A 22,454-nucleotide genomic window follows, 5' to 3' on the forward strand; every position below is an offset into this window, starting at 1 on the left:
GTGACGCCGGCCTAACCCGTGCGGCGCCCGCGCGGCACGTCCTCGGCCCAGCCATGCGCGATGCGCCCGAGCTGGGCCGCATCCAGCAGTTCGAGCTGGCGGCCATGCACGTCGATCAGGCCATCGTCCTCGAGCCGGGTGAAGCCTCGGCTGACCGTTTCCAGCGCCAGACCGAGGTAATTGGCGATGTCGATGCGGCTCATCGGCAGGCGGAAGCGCAGCGGGTCGCGCCCGATCGCCTTCAGTCGCTCGGAAAGTCCGTGCAGGAACAGCGCGATGCGCTCGTTGGCCTGGCGCCGCACGAGGATTTCCTTGTGGTCCTGATCGCGATCGACGCTCATGCCGATCACCCGCATCAACTGCTGCTGCAGACCGGGAATCCCGGCGGCGATCTCGCCCAGGCGCTCGAAGGGGATTTCACACAGGCTGGTCGCGGTCAGCGCCACGGCCTCGCAGCGGTGCTCGCCATTGGCCAGCGCGTCCAGGCCGATCAATTCGCCGGGCAGGTGGAAGCCGACGATCTGCTCGTCTCCCGCCTCGCTGTAGGTGACCGTTTTCACCGCGCCGTCGCGGGTGACGAACACGGAATCCATCGCATCGCCCATGCGGAACAGGTGCGCGCCTGCCTCCAGTGGCCGGCGTACGCGGATGATTTCGTCCAGCCGGCGCAGATCGCTTTCACTCATCCCGCCGGCCAGGCACAGTTGCTGCAGCGAGCATTGCGCGCAACTGCGGCGCAGGCCCGGCAGGTCGATGACGGTGGCAGCATCCATGGGCGGCATTATGCAGCATGCGCCCAGCCACCGACCGGGTTCAGGTCATGCTGCGGCAGCCAAGTGCCCCGAGCAGGCCGTGCAGCACCGGCACCTGCATCAGCCACGGCGCCGCCAGGGTGACGAGCCCGGCCAGCAGGACCAGCACGCCCAGTGCGGGACGCAAACCGCGACGCCTGAGCAGGGCACTCACGCGCGTGCCCGACCAGGTCAGCGGCACCATCAGTGGCAGCGTGCCAAGGCCGAAGGCGAGCATGGTCAGCCCGCCATGCCAGGCCGATGCCTGCAACCACGCCGCCGCCAGCATGGTGGTGCTGAGCCCGCAGGGCAGCCAGCCCCACAGCATGCCCAGGGCGAAGCGTTTGGGCACGCTGTCGGCCGGCATCAGCCGCTGCTGCAAGGGCTGCAGCCAGCGCCACAGGCCCTGGCCCGGACGGGCCAGGAAGCCGAGGCGTCCCGCCGGCAACAGCAGGCGCAGCGCAGCCACGACCAGCACCGCACCGACCAGCATGCGTGCGCCGCTGGCCAGCCAGTCGATGCGCGCGGCCGCGAGAATGCCGCCACCGATGCCGCCGGCGATCACCCCGGCCAGCGCGTACCCGGCGACACGCCCGCCATTGACCAGGAACGCATCCACGAGGCCGCGTCGCGCGCCCACCCCGAAGCCGGTGGCGATGCCGCCGCACATGGCGACGCAATGCACCCCGCCGAGCAATCCGGTGAGCCAGGCCGAACCCAGCACCAGCCAGTCAAGCGGCATCGTCGTCGCGATCCTCGTCCGCCGCGGGCATCTCCTGCGGCGGGCGACGTTCATGCGGGTCGTCGCGCAGGATGTCCAACGCCGGGGTATCCAGATCCTCGAACTGGCCGCGCTTGACCGCCCACACGAAGGCGGCCACCGCCAGACCCATCAGGATCAGGCTGATCGGCACCAATACCAGCAGGATGCTCATGGGCGCGGGGTCCTCGTCAGGCGCAAGGCATTGAGGGTCACCAGCAGCGAGGAAGCGGCCATGCCCAGCGCCGCCATCCACGGCGTGACATGGCCGGTCGCCGCCAGTGGCAAGGCGATCAGATTGTAGCCTGCGGCCCAGGCCAGGTTTTGGCGCACGATGGCGCGCGTGCGCCGCGCGATGTGCAGCGCCTGCGGCACCCGCGACAGGCTCGGCGAAGTGATCACCAGGTCGGCCGCGCGCTGCGCCAGCGCCGCGCCCTCGCCCATCGCCAGCGAGACGTCGGCCGCGGCCAGCACCGGCGCATCATTGATGCCATCGCCGACCATCGCCACGCGATTGCCTTCGGCCTGCAACGCGCGCGCGCGAGCCAGCTTGTCCTCCGGCGACTGCCGTGCGGAATGGCGGGCGATGCCGAGGCGCCCGGCCAGCGCGCCGACCGCGGTGGCGCCATCGCCACTGGCCAATTCCACTTCGACCCCGGCCGCGCGCAGCGCCGCAAGCGCCTCGGCGGCATCACTGCGCAGGGTCTCGGCCAGCGCGAAACGTGCATGCGGCTGCTCGCCATCGCCGAGCCACAGCGCATGCCCCTCATCGCTGGCATTCGACGCGGCGAAATCGGCACGCCCGAGCTTCCACGCTCGCCCTTCGACCATGCCCTCGATGCCCTGCCCGGGAATCTGTCGGACTTCGCTGGCCTCGAGCCGCGGTCCCGGCGGCAAGGCATCGAAGGCGCGTGCCAGTGGATGCCGACTGTCGCGTTCGAGCGCACGTGCAATGGCGATCGCGTCCTCGCCGCTCAGCCCGTTCATGGTGTCGATCGCCTCGATGCGCGGACGCCCGTCGGTCAGGGTGCCGGTCTTGTCGAACACCACGGTGTCGATCGACGCCAGCCGATCCAGCGCATCGCCGGCCACGCCGAGCACGCCGATCTTCGACAGCGCGCCATGTGCCGCCGCCAGTGCGGAGGGAATCGCCAGCGACAGCGCGCAGGGACAACTCACCACCAGCACCGCGAGGGTGACCTCGAAGGCCCGCGCCGGGTCATGCACGCGCCACCACAGGTACACACCCACGGCCGAGAGCAGCAGCACCACGACGAAGACATGCGCGATGCGATCGGCCACCCGCGCCAGCCGCGGCTTGCGCGCCTGCGCCTCCTCGACCAGCCGCGCCAGCTCCGACAACCGGGTGTCGGCACCGATGCGTGTCACCCGCACCCGTGCCGGAATCTCGGCGCACAGGCTGCCGGCATACACCGTCTCGCCCGGCTGCTTGCGCGCGGGGGTGGATTCGCCGGTGAGCAGCGCTTCATCGAAGGCCCCGGGCTCGTCCAGCAGGATGCCATCGCCCGGCGCCGGCTCGCCTGGCGCGATGCGCACCACGTCGTCCACCGCCAACTGGGCGATCGGCACCTGTTCGCGCTCGCCCGCGGCATCCTCGCGCGTGGCGAGGATCGGCCGTGCACGTGCCAGCGCATCGACCTGGGCGCTGGCCGCCTTGCGCGCGCCCTGTTCGATCATGCGTGCGGCAAGCAGGAAGAACACGAACATCACCGCGGCGTCGAACCACACGTGCACGCCATGGCGCACGGTTTCCACGATGCTGGCCGACCATGCCAGCAGCACCGAGGTCGCGATCAGGGTGTCCATGCCCAGGCGGCGATGGCGCAGTTCGCGCCACATGCCCTCGAGGAACGGCCAGCCGGAATAGAACACCACCGGCGCGGAAACCGCCGCGGTGATCCAGCGGAAGAAATCGCGCGTGGGCGGCGGCATCTCGCCGGCGGTGTCCAGATACAGCGCCTCGGCGAACATCATTGCCTGCATCGCGCCCAGCGCGGCGATGCCCATGCGCAGGATCCAGCGGTTGCGCTCGCGCCGGCGCGCGTCCTCGCGCTCCAGCCCGGTGGCAAGGTACGGGCGATAGCCGAGTGCGGCCATGCGCGCCAGCGGCTGCGACAAGGGCGTGGCCGCGCCGCGCCAGCGGATGCGCACGCGGCCGGTGACCGCGTTGGCGATCACCTCCTCCACCCCGTCGTGCTGGCGCAGCGCCTTGTCGATCAGCCAGGCACAGGCCGCGCAGCGCATGCCGTCGGTGAGCACGGTGATTTCGTCCAGTCCGTCCTCGCCATGACGCACATGCCCGGCGACGATGTCCTGGCGATCCCAGATCGCGAAATCACCCAGTTCCTCGCCGACCTTTTCCCCGGCTTCGCTGCGCAGACGGTAGTAATCCCCCAGCTCGGCTTCACCGATCCACTGCGCCGCGGCGCGGCAGCCATCGCAGCAGAAGGCTTCGTCACGCCCTTCGATGCGCGCCCGCACCGGGTTTGCAGGCAGGGGTTCGGCGCAATGGAAACAGGCAGCCGGCGAGCCGGCGCGGGACACGCTGGCGATGGCCTCAATCCTCCCCGAGCGCCGGCGCCAGCACCACCGAGCGTTGGCCGCGGGTCAGGCGTCCGCGCAGGCGCCAACTCTGGTCGCCGGGGCCGAGGCTGAATTTCCAGTCGTGCTGGTCAAGTTCGCTGAACGGCTGCTGCGAGACCCAGCCCGCGCCGCCGGGCGGCAGGCTCAGGCTGCGGTCCTGCGCGCTGTCGGTGGGGTGTTCGGCCAGCAATTGCAGTGCGCGCTGGCGCGAGATCTTGCCGGCCATCGGCAGCACTTCGAGGTGACCATCGTGCTCGCGCAGCAGCACGCGCAGGCCCAGCGCATGTGCACGCTGGTCGGGGCCGAGGTCGGCCTGCTGGATTTGCCCCATGCGCCAGCCGGGGTTGGTGACCGAGCCGCCACCGCTGTTGGTGATGGCCAGGTACAGGGTGATGAAACCGGCCACCACCACCAGTGCCGGCAAGCCGACCACCAGCCATACCATCGGCTCGCGCCAGGCCTTGCGTGCGGGCGTGTTCATGCCGGCCCCTGCGACATCGGCAAACCCGGTTGCCGCATCAGGTCGGCCCGAAGAAGCGACTTTCGGTGCGCACTTCGACGCTGCCATCCTCGGCCTGCACGCTGAAGCTGACCGGATGGCCACCGCGCACCGAATCGGGCGCGCGCAGCAGCACCGGCAGGGTCAGCACTTCCTCGGGTGCGACCTCGACCCGCACCGGGCCGCGCAGCATGCGGATGCCGCCACTGCCCTGGACGTCGACGATGAAGGTCTTCGCCACACGATCCTTGTTGACCACGCGCAGGGTGTAGCCATTCTCGACCTCGCCCCCGTCCACCATCTGGTACAGGGCATTGCGATCGCGCATCGCCTCCACGATCAGCGGCGTGCGATGGGTCACGCCCCACAACCAGGCGGTGAAAATCCCGCCCAGCAGCAGACCGTAGAGGATCACCCGCGGGCGCAGCACGCGCGTGCTCTGGTTGTCGATGGCATTCTGCGTGGAATAGCGGATCAAGCCCCGCGGGTAGCCCATCTTGTCCATCACCTCGTCGCAGGCATCGATGCACGCGCCGCAGGCGATGCACTCGTACTGCAGGCCGTTGCGGATGTCGATGCCGGTCGGGCACACCTGCACGCAGATGGTGCAGTCGATGCAGTCGCCCAGCGCATCGGGCGGGAACTTCGGCAATGGCTCGCGCTCCTGCACCCGCTCGAGCACGGCAAGGCCATGCTCGCCATGGGCCTGCGCCGCGGCATCGGCGGCCACTGCATGGCCGGAGGCGCGGAACACGTAATCGTAGGCGGCGATCTTGTCCAGCAGGCCGCGGCCGCGCTCCAGCACGCTGCCGAGGCCGCGCCGGCGCGGGCCACGCGGCTCGCCGCGCATCGGGTCGTAGGCGATAATCAGCGTGTTGCGGTCGAACATCGCGCTCTGGAAGCGCGCGTACGGGCACATGTACTTGCACACCTGCTCGCGCATGAAGCCGGCAAAGCCCCAGGTGGCGAGTGCATAGAAGAACACCCAGAAGGTTTCCCAGCCGCCCCATTGCCAGCCCGACGCGATCAGCGGCGCGCGTGCGAACAGATCGCGGATCGGGGTGAAGAAGCCGACGAAGGTGAACCCGGTCCACAGCGCGAACAGGGCCCAGGCCAGGTGCTTGCCGCCCTTCTTCAGCACCTTCTCGCGGTTCCACGGCATCTTGTCGAGCTTCATGCGCTTGCCGCGATCGCCCTCGATCGCGTTCTCGATCCACATGAAGATCTCGGTCCATACCGTCTGCGGGCAGGCGTAGCCGCACCACAGGCGGCCGGCCAGCGCGGTGACGAAGAACAGGGTCAGGCCGGCCATGATCAGCAGCATGGCCAGGAAGATGAAATCCTGCGGCCAGAACGCCAGGCCGAACACGTAGAACTTGCGCGCCGGCAGGTCGAACAGCACCGACTGCCGCCCGTCCCAGTTCAGCCACGGGAACACGTAGAACATGCCCAGCAGTACCCACACCGCGATCTTGCGCAGGGTCTGGAAGCGGCCGGAAATCTCGCGCGCGTAAATCTTGCGCTCGCTGACGTAATACGAGTTGCCGACCTCGTCGACGACGTCCAGCGGGATCTTCTTGCTCATCCGCTCGCCCTCATTCGCGCGGCAGCGCGCGGTTGAAGCGGCTGCCCGGTCGCAGCAGGATCCAGGTGAACAGGCTGGACGAAGCGGTCGCCAGCCAGAACATGAAGAAGCCGATGCTGTAGCCCATCGCGCGGCTGATCTCCATGTCGGGGAAGGTCATGTCGCGCAGGGTCAGCGGATCGACGAAGGCGAAGAACACCAGCGTCGCCACGCAGGCGGCGAAGAAGCTCGGCCACAGGATCGCGCCGATCCGCTGGCTCAGCGGACGCGGCGGATGATCGAACTGCGGCTGGGTGAAGTCGGGCATTACTGCGCGCCGGTGGCCGGTGGTGCGGCCGCGGCCTGGCCATGCGACAACGACCAGACATAGGCACCGACCAGGCGTGTGCGGGTGTCGCCGAGCAGCTCCAGGTGCGCGGGCATCACGCCATGGCGGCCATTGGTGATGGTCTCGCGCAGCGACTCGGTGCTGCTGCCGTACATCCAGTAGCCGTCGGTGAGGTCGGGCGCGCCGAGCAGCGCGTTGCCCTTGCCATCGACACCGTGGCAGGCCACGCAGACGCCGTCATACAGCTTCTTGCCCTGGCTGGCCATGAAGTCGCCCTGCAAGTTGGCATTGGCCTGCGCCAGGCTGCGCACGTAGGCGATCACCTGGTCCACCGCCTGCTCGCCGCCGCTGCTGGTGAGCACGTCACCCCACGGCGCCATCACGCCCTCGCGGCCGTTCTGGATCGAAGTCAGGATGTCACTCGGGCTGCCACCCCAGTGCCAGATCTGGTCGGTGAGGTTGGGATAGCCGATCGCACCCTGGCCGCTCGAGCCATGGCACACCGCGCAGGTGTTGTTGAAGATGCCGCGACCGAGCGCCACCGCCCTGGGATCGCCGGCGAGCTGGTCGATCGGCTTGCCGGCGAACGGGGCAAACGTGGCCTCGAGCTTCTCGTTCTCGACGGCCTGCTCCTTGCGCATCTCGTCGGCCGAGGTCCACTTCGAGGTGCCGGCAAACGCGCCGAAGCCCGGATACCAGATCAGGTAGCCGATCGAGAACACGATGGTCAGCCAGAACAGGTTGATCCACCACTTCGGCATCGGCTTGTTGTATTCGGTCAGGTCGCCATCCCAGACGTGGCTGGTTTCCTCCGGCGCCGGGTCGCCCGGATGGCGCTTGGAGTTGTGCCACAGCAGCCAGACGCAGCCGACGATGTTGATGACGACCAGGGCGATGATCCAGAGCGACCATCCGCTGGTGATGGAAGAGGTCCAGTCGTTCACGGGGTGTGCTCCTTGTTGCGGTCGCCGGCCTCGGGCCCGGCATCGGGTTCTTGGTCATCAAGCGGAAGTCGCGCAGCGGCATCGAAGCTGCGCTTGCGCTTCGGGCTCCAGGCCCAGATCCAGCCGGCCACGAACAGCACCAGCAGGATCGCGGTGACGATGCCGGAAAACACGCCGGCGCTCATCTCAGCCTCCCTTCGGCGCGGCCTTGCCCAGGCCTTGCAGATAGGCGACGACCGCATCCATTTCGGTCTTGCCGGTGACCTCCGCGGGCGCGGCGTCGATTTCTTCCTGGCTGTAATACGGCGTGGAGCGCATCTTGTTCAGGGTGCGCATGTTGGCCTGGATCACGTCCGGGTTGATGGTGGCGTCGTTCAACCACGGGAACGAGGGCATGTTCGATTCCGGCACCACGTCGCGCGGGTTGGTCAGGTGCGCGCGGTGCCAGTCGTCGCTGTAGCGACCGCCCACGCGTGCCAGATCCGGCCCGGTGCGCTTGGAGCCCCACTGGAACGGATGGTCGTAGACCGACTCGCCGGCCAGCGAGTAGTGGCCGTAGCGCTCGGTCTCGAAGCGCAGCGTGCGCACCATCTGCGAGTGGCAGTTGTAGCAGCCCTCGCGCACGTAGACATCACGCCCGGCCAGCTCCAGTGCCGGGTACGGCTTGACCCCCGGCAGCGGCTTGACCGCCTCGGCCTGGAACATCAGCGGCACGATCTGCGCCAGGCCACCGAAGGACACCGCCACGGTGATCAGGATCGCCATCAGCGCGACGTTCTTCTCGATCTTCTCGTGGGTGAAGCCGCTGTTCTGGTTCTCGTTGCTCATGGTGAGGTCCTCAGGCGCGGGCTTCGGAAGCATGCGGCGGCAGCACCGGGTTCGGCGCGGTGGCCTTGGCCGACTGCAGGGTCTTGACCACGTTCCAGATCATCACGCCCATGCCGACCAGCACCAGCAGGCCACCGAGCAGACGGCCCAGGTAGTACGGATAGGTCGCGTTGAGCGATTCGACGAAGCTGTAGGTCAGCGTGCCGTCGGCATTGGTCGCACGCCACATCAGGCCCTGCATCACGCCGGCGATCCACATCGAGGCGATGTAGAACACCACGCCGATGGTGTGCAGCCAGAAGTGCAGGTCGATCGCCTTCACCGAGTGCATGGTCTTCTGCTGGGTCAGCCACGGCAGCAGCGCGTAGATCGAGCCGAGCGAGATCATCGCCACCCAGCCCAACGCGCCGGCGTGGACGTGGCCCACGGTCCAGTCGGTGTAGTGCGAGAGCGAGTTGACCGTCTTGATCGACATCATCGGCCCCTCGAAGGTCGACATCATGTAGAAGCTGATGGAGACGATCAGGAACTTGAGGATCGGGTCGGTGCGCAGTTTGTGCCAGGCACCGGACAGGGTCATGATGCCGTTGATCGCGCCACCCCAGGACGGCGCCAGCAGGATCAGCGAGAACACCATGCCCAGCGACTGCGCCCAGTCGGGCAGCGCGGTGTACTGCAGATGGTGCGGGCCGGCCCACATGTAGATCGAGATCAGCGCCCAGAAGTGCACGATCGACAGGCGGTAGGAATACACCGGGCGGCCGGCGACCTTGGGCACGAAGTAGTACATCATGCCGAGGAAGCCCGCGGTCAGGAAGAAGCCCACCGCGTTGTGCCCGTACCACCACTGCACCATCGCATCCACCGCGCCGGAATAGACCGGATAGGAGTGCGTCCACGAGCTCGGGATGTGCAGGCTGTTGACGATGTGCAGCAGCGCCACGGCGAGGATGAAGCCGCCGTAGAACCAGTTCGCCACGTAGATGTGCTTGACCTTGCGGATGGCGATGGTGCCGAAGAACAGGATCGCGTAGGACACCCAGACCACCGCGATCGCGATGTCGATCGGCCAGATCAGTTCGGCGTATTCCTTGCTCTGGGTGAGGCCCAGCGGCAAGGTGATGACCGCGGCGACGATGATCGCCTGCCAACCCCAGAACACGAATGCCGCCAGCTTGTCCGACAACAGTCGCACGTGGCTGGTGCGTTGCACGCACCACAGGCTGGTGGCGAACAGCGCCGAGCCGCCGAAGGCGAAGATCACCGCATTGGTATGCAGCGGGCGCAGGCGGCCGTACTGCAACCACGGAATGCCATCGGTCATCGTCGGCCAGTACAGCTGCGCGGCGATGATCACGCCGACCAGCATCCCGACGAAGCCCCAGATCACGGTCGCGATGGCGAACTGCATCACGACCTTGTCGTTGTAATAACCCTTGGAAGTCGTATCCATTGCGGTGTCCTTGCAGGCGCTTGGCATTTTTGGCTAGGGCATCGGCCGCGACATTGATCGAAGTCAATTCGCGCGAATCCATCCCACAGGCATGCATAGTGTACGCCGGCGGCCGGGGCTTGTCCCTTCCGCCGTGGCTACTTGCCGACGCAGAAGGTGGCGAAAATCGCGCCAAGCAGGTCGTCGGGCAAAGTGGGTCCGGTGATCCCGCCCAACGCGTCATGCGCCAGGCGCAGGGATTCGGCGGCCAGTTCCGGAGCCTGCATCGCGAGCGCCTGTGCCGCTTCGCCAAGATGCCGCGCGGCCTCGTCGAGCGCGGCCACGTGGCGTGCGCGTGCGGTGAAGGTGCCCTCCCCCGCCGCCAGTTCGGCCCCGGCGATGCGCTGGATCGCCGCCTCCAGCTGCGCCAGGCCTGTTCCTTCGCGCGCCGACACGCGCAAGGCACCCTCCGTCGCGGGCGGCGCGTGCGCCGGCAGCATGTCGGCCTTGTTGTGCAGCACGATGTGCCGTGGCACCGCGGCCAGCGCCTCGCGCAAGGCGGGTTCGAGATCCGGCTGGCGCGCATCGACCACCACCAGCGCAAGGTCGGCATGGGCCAGCTCGGCATGCGCGCGGCGGATGCCCTCGCGCTCGATGCGGTCCTCGGTTTCGCGCAGCCCGGCGGTATCGACCAGGGTCAGCTCGATGTCGCCCACGCGCACGGTCTCGCGCAACAGATCGCGGGTGGTGCCGGCCACGTCGGTGACGATCGCCCGCTCGCTGCGCGCCAGGGCATTGAGCAGCGAGCTCTTGCCGGCATTGGGCGGGCCCACGATCACCGCATGCAGGCCGTCGCGCAGACGCTGCCCGGCCTCGGCGCGCGTGCGCAGATCGCTCAGATCCGCCTCGATTCCGGCCAGGGTTGCGCCAAGGCGGGCTTCGGACAGGGTTTCCAGCGGCTCGTCGGCGAAATCGATCGCCGCCTCGGCCTGCACCCGCAGCGCCAGCAGCCGCGCGGCGATGGCTTCCACCTCGCGCGAGAAGCCGCCTTCCAGCGCACGGCGTGCGGCACGCGCGGCCTGCTCGCTGCCGGCGGCGATGAGGTCGGCGATCGCTTCGGCCTGGGCCAGATCGAGCTTGCCGTTTTCATACGCGCGCTGGCTGAACTCGCCCGCCAGTGCCTGGCGCGCGCCCAGCGCGAGGGTCGCTTCCAGCACACGGCGCAGCAGCAACGGACTGCCATGGCCCTGCAATTCAGCCACGTCCTCGCCGGTGAAGCTGGCCGGCGCGGGAAACGCGATCGCGATGCCGTCATCGAGCACCTCGCCATCGGCGCCGCGGAAACGCGCGTAGCGCGCCTGCCGCGGCAGCAACTCGCACCCGCACAGGGCTTGCGCGATCGCGATCGCACGCGGTCCGGACAGACGCACGATGCCGACCCCGCCGGCACCGGCGGGCGTGGCGATCGCGGCAATGGTGTCAGGCATCACAGCGAGGAACGAGTGCAGAGGAACGAGAAGTGAGAGGGAAAAGCGGGATACGAACAAGTGTGGCGGGGGCATTGTGATTGCCCGGTATCTTGACGGGGACTGATCGCCCCGCTGCTGCGCGGCGTCGCTCTTCTCTCACTCCTCACTCCTCTGCACTCACTCCTCGCCCACACTCGTTCCTCGTTCCTCTGCACTCGTTCCTAGCTCTTCTCCCCGTAACGCTTCAGCATCCACCACTGCTGCAGCAGGCCGAGGCCGCCGTTGGCCACCTGGTACAGCACCAGGCCCGCGGGCAGGAACGCCAGCAGCACGCCGAACACCACCGGCATCGCCTTCATCATGCGCTGCTGCATCGGGTCCATGCCCGGCGCGGTCGGCATCAGTTGCTGGGTGGCGAACATGATCGCCGCGTTCAGCACCGGCAGGATGAAGTACGGATCGCGCGCGGTGAGGTCGTGGATCCAGCCGATCCATGGCGCATGGCGCAGTTCCACCGCCTCGGCCAGCATCCAGTACAGCGTCATGAAGATGATGATCTGCGGGATGATCGGCAGACAGCCGCCCACCGGGTTGATCTTCTCGCTGCGATACAGCTCCATCATCGCCTGCTGGAACTTCTGCTTGTCGTCGCCGTAGCGTTCCTTGAGCTGCTGCAGGCGCGGCTGGAACTTGCGCATCTTCGCCGCCGACTTGTACTGCGCATTGGACAGCGGGAACAGCGCGATCTTCAGCAGCACCACCAGGCCGATGATCGCCCAGCCCCAGTTGCCGATCAGGCCATGCAGCCTGGACAGCACCCAGAACAGGCCCTCGCCGAGCAGGGCGAAGATCGAAAAGCGGCTGTAATCGACCGCACGCTCGAGCTTGGGCACTTGCGTGGCCTGGATCAGCTCCACCCGCTTGGGTCCGACCCACAGCCGCGCGCTGGTGCGGGCGTCCTGCCCCGGGGCGAGGCTGAATTGCGGCCCGGTGGCGGCGATCGAGGCGACCTGGCCCTGCTGGTCCAGACTGTACAGCGCGGGCTGGTCGGCTTCGGGAACCCAGGCGCTGAAGAAGTGATGCTGCAGCATCGCCAGCCAGCCGCCTTCGATGGTGCGGTTCAGGCGGCCATCCTTGAGGTACTTTTCGCCATCGAAGCGGCGGCGCTCGTAACCTTCTTCACGGCTGTACCAGGTCACCCCGCGGAAGGAATAGGACTCGGGCTGGAACATGCTCGCCTTGACTTCATGCGGCACCCGCTGCAGCTGGCGGTAGACATAGCCCGACCACGGCGCGCTGCCGCCGTTGTGCACGCGATCACGCACGTCGATGACGTAGCTGCCGCGCTGCAGCACGTATTCGCGTTCGATCACCACCCCGTCGGGACCGCGCCAGATGAACGGAATGCGCAGGCTGTCGCTGCCTTCGGCGAGGCGGTAGACCTGCTCCGGCTGCAGCGGCACGAAGCCATGCGTGGCATCCGGCGCGGCACTGCCGCCCTGCCCGACCCAGCCGCTCTGCGCCACGTAATGGCGCGCCGGATCGGTATCGAACAGGCGTACCGGAGCACTGCCCGGCTCCAGGGTCTGCGGGTAGAGCAGCAGGTCGGCCTGGCGCACGCCGCCGCCATCGAGCACCAGCTTGAGCACATCGGTCTGGACCTGGACCGAACCGGCGACCTCGGGCACGGCGACCGCCGTGGGCGCCTGGCCCGGGGCAGCCGGCACCGCCGCGGACGGAGCCGCCGGCACATTGGCCGCGCCCGGCGGGCCCGGGACGGTGCTGGCCGGCGGCGCCATCACCGGCTGCTCCACGGCGGCCGGCTGGCGCAGCGCCTGCTGCTCCTTGCCCCATTCCATCCACAGCAACATGGCCAGCATCAGCCAGGCAAAGATCAGGAACAGGCGGGTTTGGTTCATTGCGGCATGCTCGGCTCGGGCCGCTCGGGCGACCGCGGGAGAGAGGAAGGGGATTGGGCGCGCATTGTGCCGGCTGCGTCGGTTGCCGGCAACGCGCCGCAGCGTTGCAACAGCTCGGTGAACGCCCGAGACAGTTGCGCATTGGCCAACGTGGCGGCGGGTGCGCGCGCCACCACCACCAGATCCAGCGGGGCCAACTGCGGCTGCAGTCGGCGGAAGGTTTCACGCAGCACGCGCTTGATCCGGTTCCGCACGCGGGCGCGCGGGTCGACCTTGCGCGAAACCGCCAGGCCCAGCCGCGGCCGGCCAGCGGGCGCGGGCGCGCGATGCAGGACCAGCGCCGGATGCGTGGTGCGCCGGCGTTGGGCAAATACGCGCGCGTAATCGGCAGACGAACGCACCCGCGCCGTTTTCGGGAAACGGGCGGGTGCGGGACGTTTCATCAGCATTGCGGGATGCCGCTGGGCATCCCCGGCCGGCGGCTGCCGGCGCCGCTGCTCAGGCGGACAGGACCTTGCGGCCCTTGGCGCGGCGGCGGGCGATGATCTTGCGGCCGCTGGCGGTCCTCATGCGCGCACGAAAGCCGTGATCGCGCTTGCGCTTGAGGTTGCTGGGCTGGTAGGTGCGCTTGGTGGCCATGACGGACGACTCTGGCGTGGTTTGATGAACGGAACCCGTAACTGTACCTCCAATCGAGCGTTCGGGTCAAGCCTGCCTTGGCTGGGCCGCCGCCATCGCGCGCGGGTGCTAACCTGATCGGTCCCGTTGCCCGCTTCCGTCCGCGTGAGGTTGTCGCCTGTCCATGAATGCCCCCGTTGCCCCGCCCCTGCCCGCTTCCGATGCCTGGCCGCAGTGCATGCAACGGCTGAGCGCGGAGTTGCCGCTGGAAGACGTGCACATGTGGCTGAAACCGCTGCAGGCGAGCCCGCAGGCCGACGGCATGGTGCTGTATGCGCCCAATGCCTTCGTGGTCGAGGCGGTGCGCGAACACTACCTGCCGCGCATCCGCGAACTGCTGGCGCACTATGCCGGCAACCCGGCGGTGCAGCTGGAGATCGGCACCCTGCCCGAGCCGACGCCAGCCCCGGCCGCGACGGCCAGCACCACGCGCAACGCGCCGGCAACGCCCGCCGAGGCTCCCTTCCACGGCAATATCGACAGCCATTACAGCTTCGAGAACTTCGTCGAAGGACGCAGCAACCAGATGGCGCGCGCGGCGGCCTGGCAAGCCGCGCACAAGCCCGGCGAACGGCTGCACAACCCGTTGTTGCTGTATGGCGGCACCGGGCTGGGCAAGACCCATCTGATGTTTGCCGCCGGCAACGAGATGCGTCGCCTGAACCCGGGCGCACGGGTGCTGTACATGCGCTCGAACGAGTTCTACAACGAGTTCTTCCGCGCCCTGCAGGAGCGCACCGCGGACCAGTTCAAGCGCCGCTTCCAGCAGATCGACGCGCTGCTGCTCGACGACATCCAGTTCTTCGCCGGCAAGGAACGCACCCAGGAGGAGTTCTTCCACACCTTCAATGCGCTGTTCGACAGCAAGCAGCAGATCATCCTCACCTGCGACCGCTACCCGCGCGAAGTCGAGGGCCTGGAAGCGCGGCTGAAATCGCGTCTGGCCTGGGGCCTGTCGGTGGCCATCGATCCGCCGGACTTCGAGACCCGCGCGCAGATCGTGCTGGCCAAGGCGCAGGAGCGCGGCATCCAGATGCCCGAGGACGTCGCCTTCCTGCTGGCCAAGCGCATGCATTCGAACGTGCGCGACCTCGAGGGTGCGCTCAACACGCTGGTCGCCCAGGCCAACTTCACCGGGCGTCCGATCACCACCGAATTCGCCCAGGAAACCCTGCGTGACCTGCTGCGCGCGCAGCAGGCACTGGTATCGATCCCCAACATCCAGAAGACCGTGGCAGACTACTACGGTCTGCCGTTGCGCGACCTGCTGTCCAAACGCCGCACCCGCTCCCTGGCGCGCCCGCGTCAGGTGGCGATGGCGCTGTCCAAGGAGTTGACCGACCACAGCCTGCCGGAAATCGGGGATGCGTTTGCCGGCCGCGACCACACCACCGTGCTGCATGCCTGCAAGCAGGTGCGCAGCCTGATCGAAAGTGATGCCAAGCTGCACGAGGATTGGGACAAGCTGCTGCGCAAATTGACTGAATAACACCGTGGAGCACCCTGTGCCAGGGCTGTGGACAACATGGGGATGGATTGGATGCGAAAACTTGTCCACAGCTTGTCCGCTGCTTGCACGCCACTTTCACACCTGCTTTCGTTTCAGAAATATCCTTTCATATCAACAACTTGGGTTAGTTATACCGGCAATCCCCTGCCCCCAACACCACCGCCTTTGATGTATTTATCCACTTAAGAGCTTTACTGCCCGACGATCCGAGGAACCCACTCCATGCGCTTCTCCCTGCAACGCGAAGCCCTGCTCAAACCCCTGTCGCAAGTCGTCAACGTGGTCGAACGTCGACAGACCCTGCCGGTGCTGGCCAATCTGCTGTTGCAGGTGGAAGACGGTCGGATTTCCCTGACCGGTACCGACCTCGAAGTGGAAATGATCGCGCGGGCCGAAGCCGCGGACACCGAAGCGGGGGAAACCACCATCCCCGCACGCAAGTTCTTCGACATCGTGCGCGCCCTGCCCGATGGCAGCAAGGTCTCGGTGAGCCAGGGCGGCGACAAGATCACGGTGCAGGCCGGACGCAGCCGTTTCAGCCTGGCCAGTCTGCCGGCCAACGATTTCCCCTCGATCGACGAGGTCGATGCGACCGAGCACGTGCAGGTCGCGGAGTCCGCGCTCAAGGAACTGATCGACCGCACCGCCTTCGCCATGGCTCAGCAGGACGTGCGTTACTACCTCAACGGCCTGTTGTTCGACCTGCGCGAGGGCCAGTTGCGTTGCGTGGCCACCGATGGTCATCGCCTGGCGCTGTGCGAGGCCGAACTAGACCAGGGCGGCCAGAAGCGGCAGATCATCGTGCCGCGCAAGGGCGTGCAGGAACTGCAGCGCCTGCTGGAAGGGGGCGAGCGGGTGCTGGATCTCGAACTCGGGCGCAGCCACATCCGGGTCAAGCGCGATGATGTGACCTTCACTTCGAAGCTGATCGACGGGCGCTTCCCGGACTACGAAGCGGTGATTCCAATCGGTGCCGACAAGCAGGTCAGCGTGGACCGCGAAGCCCTGCGTGCGGCATTGCAGCGTGCGGCGATCCTGTCCAACGAGAAATACCGCGGCGTGCGCATCGAGGTGCAGCCGGATCTGTTGCGCATCCAGAGCCACAACCCCGAGCAGGAAGAGGCCCAGGAAGAGCTGGAGGCACAGACCCCGGTCAGCGATCTGGCGATCGGGTTCAACGTGAATTACCTGCTCGAAGCGCTGGCCGCGTTGCGCGACGAACGCGTGGTGCTGTCGATGCGCGACGCCAATTCTTCCGCATTGGTGCAGGAAGCCGGCAACCAGCGCAGCCGCCATGTGGTGATGCCGCTGCGCCTGTGACCGGATGGCTGCAACCCATGCAATGGAATCCGGGCCGGGATGGCCTGTTCCACGTGAAACACGACCGCCCGGCCTGCCCGGGCGGTTACTTTTGGCGATCCGTTGAATGCGCATCGAGCGACTGAAGCTGACGGCGGTGCGCTCGATCGCGCACGCCGAGCTGTGCCCCGGTGCGGGGCTCAATCTGTTGACCGGCGAGAACGGTGCCGGCAAGACCAGTGTGCTGGAAGCCTTGCACCTGCTGGGCTACGGACGCAGCTTCCTCGGCCGGGTGCGTGACGGGCTGATCCGCGAGGGCGAGCCGGCGCTTGAGGTGTACGCGGAATGGCAGGTGGGGGACGGGCGCCGCCAGCGTGCCGGCTTGCGCCATGCGGGCAGCGAATGGCAGGCACGCCTGAACGGCGAGCCGGTGGCGCAGCTGGGCGATCTGTGCGCGGCGTTCGCGGTGGTCACTTTCGAGCCGGGTAGCCATGCCTTGCTTGGTGGCAGTGGCGATCCCCGCCGCCGCTTCCTCGATTGGGGCTTGTTCCACGTGGAACCGGATTACCTGCCGCTGTGGCGGCGCTACATGCGCGCCTTGCGTCAGCGCAACCGTCTGCTCAAGCTGCGCCAGGCCGGGGCGCAACTGGAAGCCTGGGATCAGGAGCTGGTGGCGGCGGCCGAACCGCTGCAGCGGCATCGGCAGGCCTATGTCGCGGCGCTGTTGCCGCATCTGCAGGCAGCGTGTGAGCGCCTGCTGCCGGATTTCGGCCTGGTGGCGCTGGAGCTGCAGCCGGGCTGGAAGCAGGAGGCCATGAGCCTCGCGGATGCGGTGTTGCTGGGCCGCGAACGCGATCTCGCGCTCGGACATACCGGCGTCGGCCCGCATCGCGCCGATTGGCGCGTGGCCTTCGTGGCACGCCCGCAGCGCCAGGCGTATTCGCGCGGGCAGGCCAAACTGGTGGCCCTGGCCTGCCTGCTGGCCCAGGCACGCCACCTGGCCGAGGTCCGCGGTGAGTGGCCGCTGGTGCTGCTGGATGATTTCGCCTCGGAACTGGATGCACGGCACCGGCGGCGCGTGCTGGATGAATTGCGCGCTGCCGAGGCACAAGTATTCATGACCGGAACCGACCTTCCTGCGGAACTGGACGGTGTCCCGGCGACGTTGTTCCACGTGGAACATGGCACGATCACGGTGTCGGCATATTCCTGATGGCGGAGCAGGGCGGCAAAGGGGCTGTCGGCCCCGCGCGGGGATTAGCATCGGCCGCGGCGGGGCGCCATGCGTGCCGATGCCATCAAGGCGAATCGATTTCCCCACCGCGCAGCGTATTCAGCTTTCTTCCGCAGGGAACCGGCTGCGTGCCGCCGCCGCGGGCGCCGGGATCACGAAGAACAGCGTAAAAGCGCTGAAAATGCTATGATTTAGTGTTGACTTTTCGCCCGGCGCGCTGTCTTCGCGCCACACAGGAGTGCCCATCGGGATGACCGACGCGAGCCAGGCTGTCCAGCAGCCGACCAAGGATTACGATTCCAGCAAGATCACCGTGTTGCGTGGCCTGGAGGCCGTGCGCAAACGGCCCGGGATGTACATCGGCGACGTGCACGATGGCACCGGCCTGCACCACATGGTGTTCGAGGTGGTGGACAACGGCGTCGACGAGGCGCTGGCCGGGCATGCCGACGAAATCACCGTCACCATCCACGCCGATGGCTCGGTATCGGTGCGCGACAACGGTCGCGGCATCCCGGTGGACATCCACCACGAGGAAAACCGCAGCGCGGCCGAAGTGATCATGACCGTGCTGCATGCCGGCGGCAAGTTCGACGACAACAGCTACAAGGTCTCCGGCGGCCTGCACGGCGTCGGTGTGTCCGTGGTCAACGCGCTGTCGGAAAAGCTGACCCTGGACATCTGGCGCGATGGCGGCCATCACCATCTGGAGTTCCGCGGCGGCGAGCCGGTGGCACCGCTGGCGCGGATCGGCGAGCAGGGCGAGAACCGTGGCACCCTGGTGCGTTTCTGGCCGTCGGAGGAAATCTTCACCGACACCGAGTTCCATTTCGACATCCTCGCGCGGCGCCTGCGCGAACTGTCCTTCCTCAATTCGGGCGTGCGCATTGCCCTGATCGATGAGCGCGGCGAGGGCGAAAGCACGGTATTCCAGTACGAAGGCGGCATCGCCAGCTTCGTCGAGCACCTGGCGCAGCTGAAAACTCCGCTGCATCCGCAGGTGATCTCGGTTTCCGGCGAAGCCAACGGCATCACCGTCGAGGTGGCGCTGCAATGGACCGACGCCTACCAGGAAACCATGTTCTGCTTCACCAACAACATTCCGCAGAAGGATGGCGGCACCCATTTGCAGGGCTTCCGTGCGGCACTGACCCGCACCCTGAGCAATTACGTCGAGCAGTCCGGCATTGCCAAACAGGCCAAGGTGCAGCTGTCCGGCGATGACATGCGCGAAGGCCTGATCGCGGTGCTCTCGGTCAAGGTGCCGGATCCGAGCTTCTCCAGCCAGACCAAGGAAAAACTCGTTTCATCGGATGTGAGACCGGTGGTGGAGAGCACCTTCGGCACGCGCCTGCAGGAGTTCCTGCAGGAACATCCCAACGAAGCCCGTGCCATCACCGGCAAGATCGTCGATGCCGCGCGTGCCCGTGAGGCCGCGCGCAAGGCGCGCGACCTGACCCGGCGCAAGGGCGCGCTGGACATCGCCGGGTTGCCCGGCAAGCTGGCCGATTGCCAGGAAAAGGACCCGGCGCTGTCCGAACTGTTCATCGTCGAGGGTGACTCGGCCGGTGGCAGTGCCAAACAGGGCCGCAACCGCAAGACCCAGGCGATCCTGCCGCTGAAGGGCAAGATCCTCAACGTCGAGCGCGCGCGCTTCGACCGCATGCTCTCCAGCGCCGAAGTCGGCACCCTGATCACCGCGCTGGGCACCGGCATCGGCAAGGACGAGTACGACCCGGACAAGCTGCGCTATCACCGCATCATCCTGATGACCGACGCCGACGTCGACGGCTCGCACATCCGCACCCTGCTGCTGACCTTCTTCTACCGGCAGATGCCGGAACTGATCGAGCGTGGCCACGTCTACATCGGTCTGCCGCCGCTGTACAAGATCAAGCAGGGCAAGAACGAGCTGTACCTGAAGGACGATGCCGCGCTGGATGCCTACCTCGCCAACAACGCGGTCGAGGGCGCATCGCTGATTCCCGCCGAAGGCGAGCCGGCGATCGAGGGCGAGGCGCTGGAGCGCCTGCTGGTGGCCTATGCCGGCGCACGCGCCGCGATCGCGCGCAATGCGCATCGCTACGACCCGAAGGTGCTCGAGGCGCTGATCGATTTCACCCCGCTGGATGCGGCCAGCCTGGCCGACAACACCGACGAGCGGCATGAGCTTGAAGCCCTGGCCGCGCGGCTCAACCGCGGCGGGCTGGGTCAGCCGCGCTATCGGCTGGAGTTCCAGCCGGCGCAGGACAATCGTCCGCCGGCATTGCTGATCACCCGCGCGCACATGGGCGAGGAGCTGATCCAGGCGTTGCCGTTGTCGATCTTCGAACATGGCGAACTCAAGCCGCTGCGCGAGGCCGCGGCGCTGTTGCACGGGCTGGTGCGCGACGGCGCGCAGATCGTGCGCGGCAGCCGTTCCAGTGCGGTGGCCAGCTTTTCCGAAGCGCAGGCGTGGTTGCTCGACGAAGCGCGTCGTGGCCGCCAGATCCAGCGCTTCAAGGGCCTGGGTGAAATGAACCCGGAACAGTTGTGGGAAACCACGGTCAATCCGGAGACCCGGCGCCTGCTGCAGGTGCGCATCGAAGACGCGGTCGCCGCCGATCAGATCTTCACCACGCTGATGGGTGATGTGGTCGAGCCGCGTCGCGAGTTCATTGAGGATAACGCGCTCAAGGCCGGCAACCTCGACATCTGACCGGGAAGCACGCGGGTGATGAACGAAGTTCGTTCCACTGCTTCACCGCCGCCTGCGCCGGAGGTTGACATGGCCGGCGCGGCAACCATGCCGCCGAGGTGGTCGCAGCGCCATCCGTACTGGGCGATGTGGCTGGACTTCGCTCTGGCCATGGTGCTGATGCTGTTCCTCACCTTCCTCGCCATGGCGGGGTGGGGCGCCTGGCGCGCGATCACCGTGTTGCGTTCCGCTGACGTGTCGGCCGCCGACTCCGCGGAGCTGATGCAGCGGGTCGGCGAGCCGGGTGCGGCGGTTCTGATGGTCAGTGGCAGCGTGGCGATGGCATTGGCCGCATGGGGGGTGTACCTGTTGCGGCGTCGGGCCAGCGCCGCGGAGATCGCCACCGTGCGTTCGCGTCTGCGTCAGGCACGCCCGTGGCTGGAATCGACCGGGCTCGGGCTCGGATTCTTCCTGTTCAGCACGGCCTTGCTGTGGACGTTGGACCAGTGGCAGATGGCGCCGACGCCGACCAACCTGCCGATGATCCTCGCGGTGCAGGCGAGCAGCCCGTGGCTGCTGCTGTGGCTGGTGGTGCTGGTCGCCCCGTTGGGCGAGGAACTGCTGTTCCGGCGGGTGATGTTCGCTCGCCTGTGGGCTGCCGGCCATGCCCGCCGCGGCATGTGGCTGACCGGCGCGGTGTTCGCGTTGATGCACGAATTCCCGACGCCGGGCGATGAGCAGTGGCAGGGCACTCTGATCCTGTTGCTGTTCTATGCTGCGATGGGTGCCGCGTTCGCGTGGATTTACCACCGCCATCAGGCCTGGTGGACCGCGGTGGTGGCGCATGCAACCAACAATGCCTGCGCCAGCGCCATGCTGCTGGCCGGATACGCCAGCTGAACGGGGGGCCGGGTTTGACGCCGGCTTCAACCCGGCACGGGTAAACAAGGACTCTCACCCTGCCGATCCGGAGTCCGTGATGCGCCCGTCCTTTCCCCGTTCCGTGGTGCTTGCCGCCGCCATCGCCACCGCTTTGGCGGCCTGCGCCACCACCACCTCGCCGACCGGGCGCACGCAGATGGTCGGTGCGGTTTCGCAGCAGCAGCTCGACCAGATGGGCGAGCAGGCCTTCGCCCAGCTCAAGGCGCAGAAGGCACAGACCAGCGATGCGCGGCAGCGCGCCTATGTCAGCTGCGTGGTGAACAGCATCGTGCAGCAGCTGCCCGCCGACTGGCAGCGCTACCGCTGGGAGTCGGCGGTGTTCAACGACAACAATCCCAATGCCTTCGCCCTGCCGGGCGGCAAGGTCGGCCTGTACACCGGCATCTTCAGCGTGGCGCGCAATCAGGACCAACTGGCGGCGGTGATCGCGCATGAAGTGGGGCACGTGGTGTCCAACCACCACAACGAGCGCATCACGCGACAACTGGGCGCGCAGGGCGCCTTGCAGGTGGTCGGCGCGATCCTCGGCTCGCGCTACGGCCAAGGCATCGGCGAGGCCGCGATGCAAGGCGGCAGCATCCTGGCGCAGACCGGCTTCCTGCTGCCGGGTTCGCGTGATCAGGAGACCGAAGCGGACGTGGTCGGCCAGCAACTGATGGCACGCGCCGGGTATGACCCGCGGCAGGCGGTCAACCTGTGGCAGAACATGATCCAGGCCGGCGGCAGCCGCCCGCCGCAATGGCTGTCCACGCACCCCGATCCGAACTCGCGCCTGTCCGAGATGAGCCAGCGCGCCAGCGGCTTGATGAGCACCTACGAACAGGCCCGCGCCAGCGGCCGGCGGCCGGCCTGCGGCTGAACGCCCGGCACGTCATGCACGGGATTTTGTGCGGGTGCAAGCTGCGCAGGCTGGTCGCAATCTGCTAGGTTTGTCGCCACACAGGCGCGCAGTCGG

The 22,454-nt window shown here is 67.4% G+C and carries 22 protein-coding genes; 6 read left to right on the forward strand and 16 right to left on the reverse strand.

The window, feature by feature from the left end:
• Nucleotides 1-11: 11 nt before the first annotated feature.
• The 15 genes from ACW11F_RS11140 to rpmH form a co-directional block, all read right to left on the reverse strand.
• Entirely contained in the window at nt 12-773 is a 762-nt protein-coding gene (locus ACW11F_RS11140; protein ID WP_456996982.1) for a cyclic nucleotide-binding domain-containing protein, read from the reverse strand.
• Between the two features lie 40 nt (nt 774-813).
• On the reverse strand, nt 814-1,533 hold the full coding sequence (locus tag ACW11F_RS11145) for a sulfite exporter TauE/SafE family protein (protein WP_456996983.1): 720 nt from the start codon (nt 1,531-1,533) through the stop codon (nt 814-816).
• Entirely contained in the window at nt 1,523-1,726 is a 204-nt protein-coding gene (ccoS, locus tag ACW11F_RS11150; protein ID WP_456996984.1) for a cbb3-type cytochrome oxidase assembly protein CcoS, read from the reverse strand. The genes ACW11F_RS11145 and ccoS overlap by 11 nt, the downstream gene beginning before the upstream one ends.
• Nucleotides 1,723-4,116, reverse strand: a complete 2,394-nt coding sequence (locus ACW11F_RS11155; protein WP_456996985.1) for a heavy metal translocating P-type ATPase — start codon at nt 4,114-4,116, stop codon at nt 1,723-1,725. The genes ccoS and ACW11F_RS11155 overlap by 4 nt, the downstream gene beginning before the upstream one ends.
• Before the next feature lie 13 nt (nt 4,117-4,129).
• A complete protein-coding gene (locus ACW11F_RS11160; protein ID WP_456996987.1) occupies nt 4,130-4,636 on the reverse strand; it encodes a FixH family protein in 507 nt (168 codons plus the stop codon).
• Nucleotides 4,637-4,673: 37 nt separating this feature from the next.
• The gene (locus ACW11F_RS11165) at nt 4,674-6,239 is read right to left on the reverse strand and encodes a 4Fe-4S dicluster domain-containing protein (RefSeq protein ID WP_456996988.1); all 1,566 of its coding nucleotides are present in this window, start codon (nt 6,237-6,239) and stop codon (nt 4,674-4,676) included.
• 10 nt (nt 6,240-6,249) lie between these two features.
• Nucleotides 6,250-6,546, reverse strand: a complete 297-nt coding sequence (locus ACW11F_RS11170; RefSeq protein WP_456996989.1) for a hypothetical protein — start codon at nt 6,544-6,546, stop codon at nt 6,250-6,252.
• On the reverse strand, nt 6,546-7,511 hold the full coding sequence (gene ccoP, locus ACW11F_RS11175; RefSeq protein ID WP_456996990.1) for a cytochrome-c oxidase, cbb3-type subunit III: 966 nt from the start codon (nt 7,509-7,511) through the stop codon (nt 6,546-6,548). Before ccoP ends, ACW11F_RS11170 begins: the two co-directional genes overlap by 1 nt.
• A complete protein-coding gene (locus ACW11F_RS11180; protein ID WP_456996992.1) occupies nt 7,508-7,696 on the reverse strand; it encodes a cbb3-type cytochrome oxidase subunit 3 in 189 nt (62 codons plus the stop codon). The genes ccoP and ACW11F_RS11180 overlap by 4 nt, the downstream gene beginning before the upstream one ends.
• Before the next feature lies 1 nt (nt 7,697).
• Nucleotides 7,698-8,339 carry a cytochrome-c oxidase, cbb3-type subunit II gene (ccoO, locus tag ACW11F_RS11185; RefSeq protein WP_456996993.1) on the reverse strand — a complete coding sequence of 214 codons (642 nt, stop codon included), beginning with the start codon at nt 8,337-8,339 and terminating at the stop codon, nt 7,698-7,700.
• A gap of 10 nt (nt 8,340-8,349) precedes the next feature.
• Nucleotides 8,350-9,792: a cytochrome-c oxidase, cbb3-type subunit I gene (gene ccoN, locus ACW11F_RS11190; RefSeq protein ID WP_456996994.1), complete on the reverse strand. Its 1,443-nt coding sequence runs from the start codon at nt 9,790-9,792 to the stop codon at nt 8,350-8,352.
• Nucleotides 9,793-9,929: 137 nt separating this feature from the next.
• Nucleotides 9,930-11,258: a tRNA uridine-5-carboxymethylaminomethyl(34) synthesis GTPase MnmE gene (gene mnmE, locus ACW11F_RS11195; protein ID WP_456996995.1), complete on the reverse strand. Its 1,329-nt coding sequence runs from the start codon at nt 11,256-11,258 to the stop codon at nt 9,930-9,932.
• Nucleotides 11,259-11,461: 203 nt separating this feature from the next.
• The gene (gene yidC, locus ACW11F_RS11200; RefSeq protein WP_456996996.1) at nt 11,462-13,159 is read right to left on the reverse strand and encodes a membrane protein insertase YidC; all 1,698 of its coding nucleotides are present in this window, start codon (nt 13,157-13,159) and stop codon (nt 11,462-11,464) included.
• A complete protein-coding gene (gene rnpA / locus ACW11F_RS11205) occupies nt 13,156-13,602 on the reverse strand; it encodes a ribonuclease P protein component (RefSeq protein ID WP_456996997.1) in 447 nt (148 codons plus the stop codon). Before rnpA ends, yidC begins: the two co-directional genes overlap by 4 nt.
• A gap of 55 nt (nt 13,603-13,657) precedes the next feature.
• Nucleotides 13,658-13,798, reverse strand: a complete 141-nt coding sequence (rpmH, locus tag ACW11F_RS11210) for a 50S ribosomal protein L34 (protein ID WP_456996998.1) — start codon at nt 13,796-13,798, stop codon at nt 13,658-13,660.
• A gap of 163 nt (nt 13,799-13,961) precedes the next feature.
• Here rpmH and dnaA point away from each other — a divergent pair, with 163 nt between their 5' ends.
• From dnaA to recF, 3 genes are all read left to right on the forward strand, one after another.
• Nucleotides 13,962-15,326, forward strand: a complete 1,365-nt coding sequence (gene dnaA, locus ACW11F_RS11215; protein WP_456996999.1) for a chromosomal replication initiator protein DnaA — start codon at nt 13,962-13,964, stop codon at nt 15,324-15,326.
• Between the two features lie 243 nt (nt 15,327-15,569).
• The gene (gene dnaN, locus ACW11F_RS11220; protein WP_456997000.1) at nt 15,570-16,667 is read left to right on the forward strand and encodes a DNA polymerase III subunit beta; all 1,098 of its coding nucleotides are present in this window, start codon (nt 15,570-15,572) and stop codon (nt 16,665-16,667) included.
• 106 nt (nt 16,668-16,773) lie between these two features.
• The gene (gene recF / locus ACW11F_RS11225) at nt 16,774-17,859 is read left to right on the forward strand and encodes a DNA replication/repair protein RecF (protein WP_456997001.1); all 1,086 of its coding nucleotides are present in this window, start codon (nt 16,774-16,776) and stop codon (nt 17,857-17,859) included.
• 120 nt (nt 17,860-17,979) lie between these two features.
• Here the strand turns inward: recF and ACW11F_RS11230 are convergent, their stop codons facing one another.
• Nucleotides 17,980-18,126 (reverse strand): hypothetical protein, encoded by a 147-nt coding sequence (locus ACW11F_RS11230; protein WP_456997002.1) that lies wholly within the window; start codon nt 18,124-18,126, stop codon nt 17,980-17,982.
• A 4-nt stretch (nt 18,127-18,130) separates the two neighbouring features.
• Between ACW11F_RS11230 and gyrB the strand changes: the two genes are divergently transcribed.
• The 3 genes from gyrB to ACW11F_RS11245 all read left to right on the forward strand — a co-directional run bounded on the left by gyrB (nt 18,131) and on the right by ACW11F_RS11245 (nt 22,358).
• Nucleotides 18,131-20,578, forward strand: coding sequence for a DNA topoisomerase (ATP-hydrolyzing) subunit B (gene gyrB, locus ACW11F_RS11235; protein ID WP_456997003.1), 2,448 nt, complete (start codon nt 18,131-18,133; stop codon nt 20,576-20,578).
• Between the two features lie 69 nt (nt 20,579-20,647).
• Entirely contained in the window at nt 20,648-21,457 is an 810-nt protein-coding gene (locus ACW11F_RS11240) for a CPBP family intramembrane glutamic endopeptidase (protein ID WP_456997004.1), read from the forward strand.
• Nucleotides 21,458-21,536: 79 nt separating this feature from the next.
• Entirely contained in the window at nt 21,537-22,358 is an 822-nt protein-coding gene (locus ACW11F_RS11245; RefSeq protein WP_456997005.1) for a M48 family metallopeptidase, read from the forward strand.
• Nucleotides 22,359-22,454 lie beyond the last annotated feature (96 nt).

Source organism: Luteimonas sp. e5 (assembly GCF_054031035.1).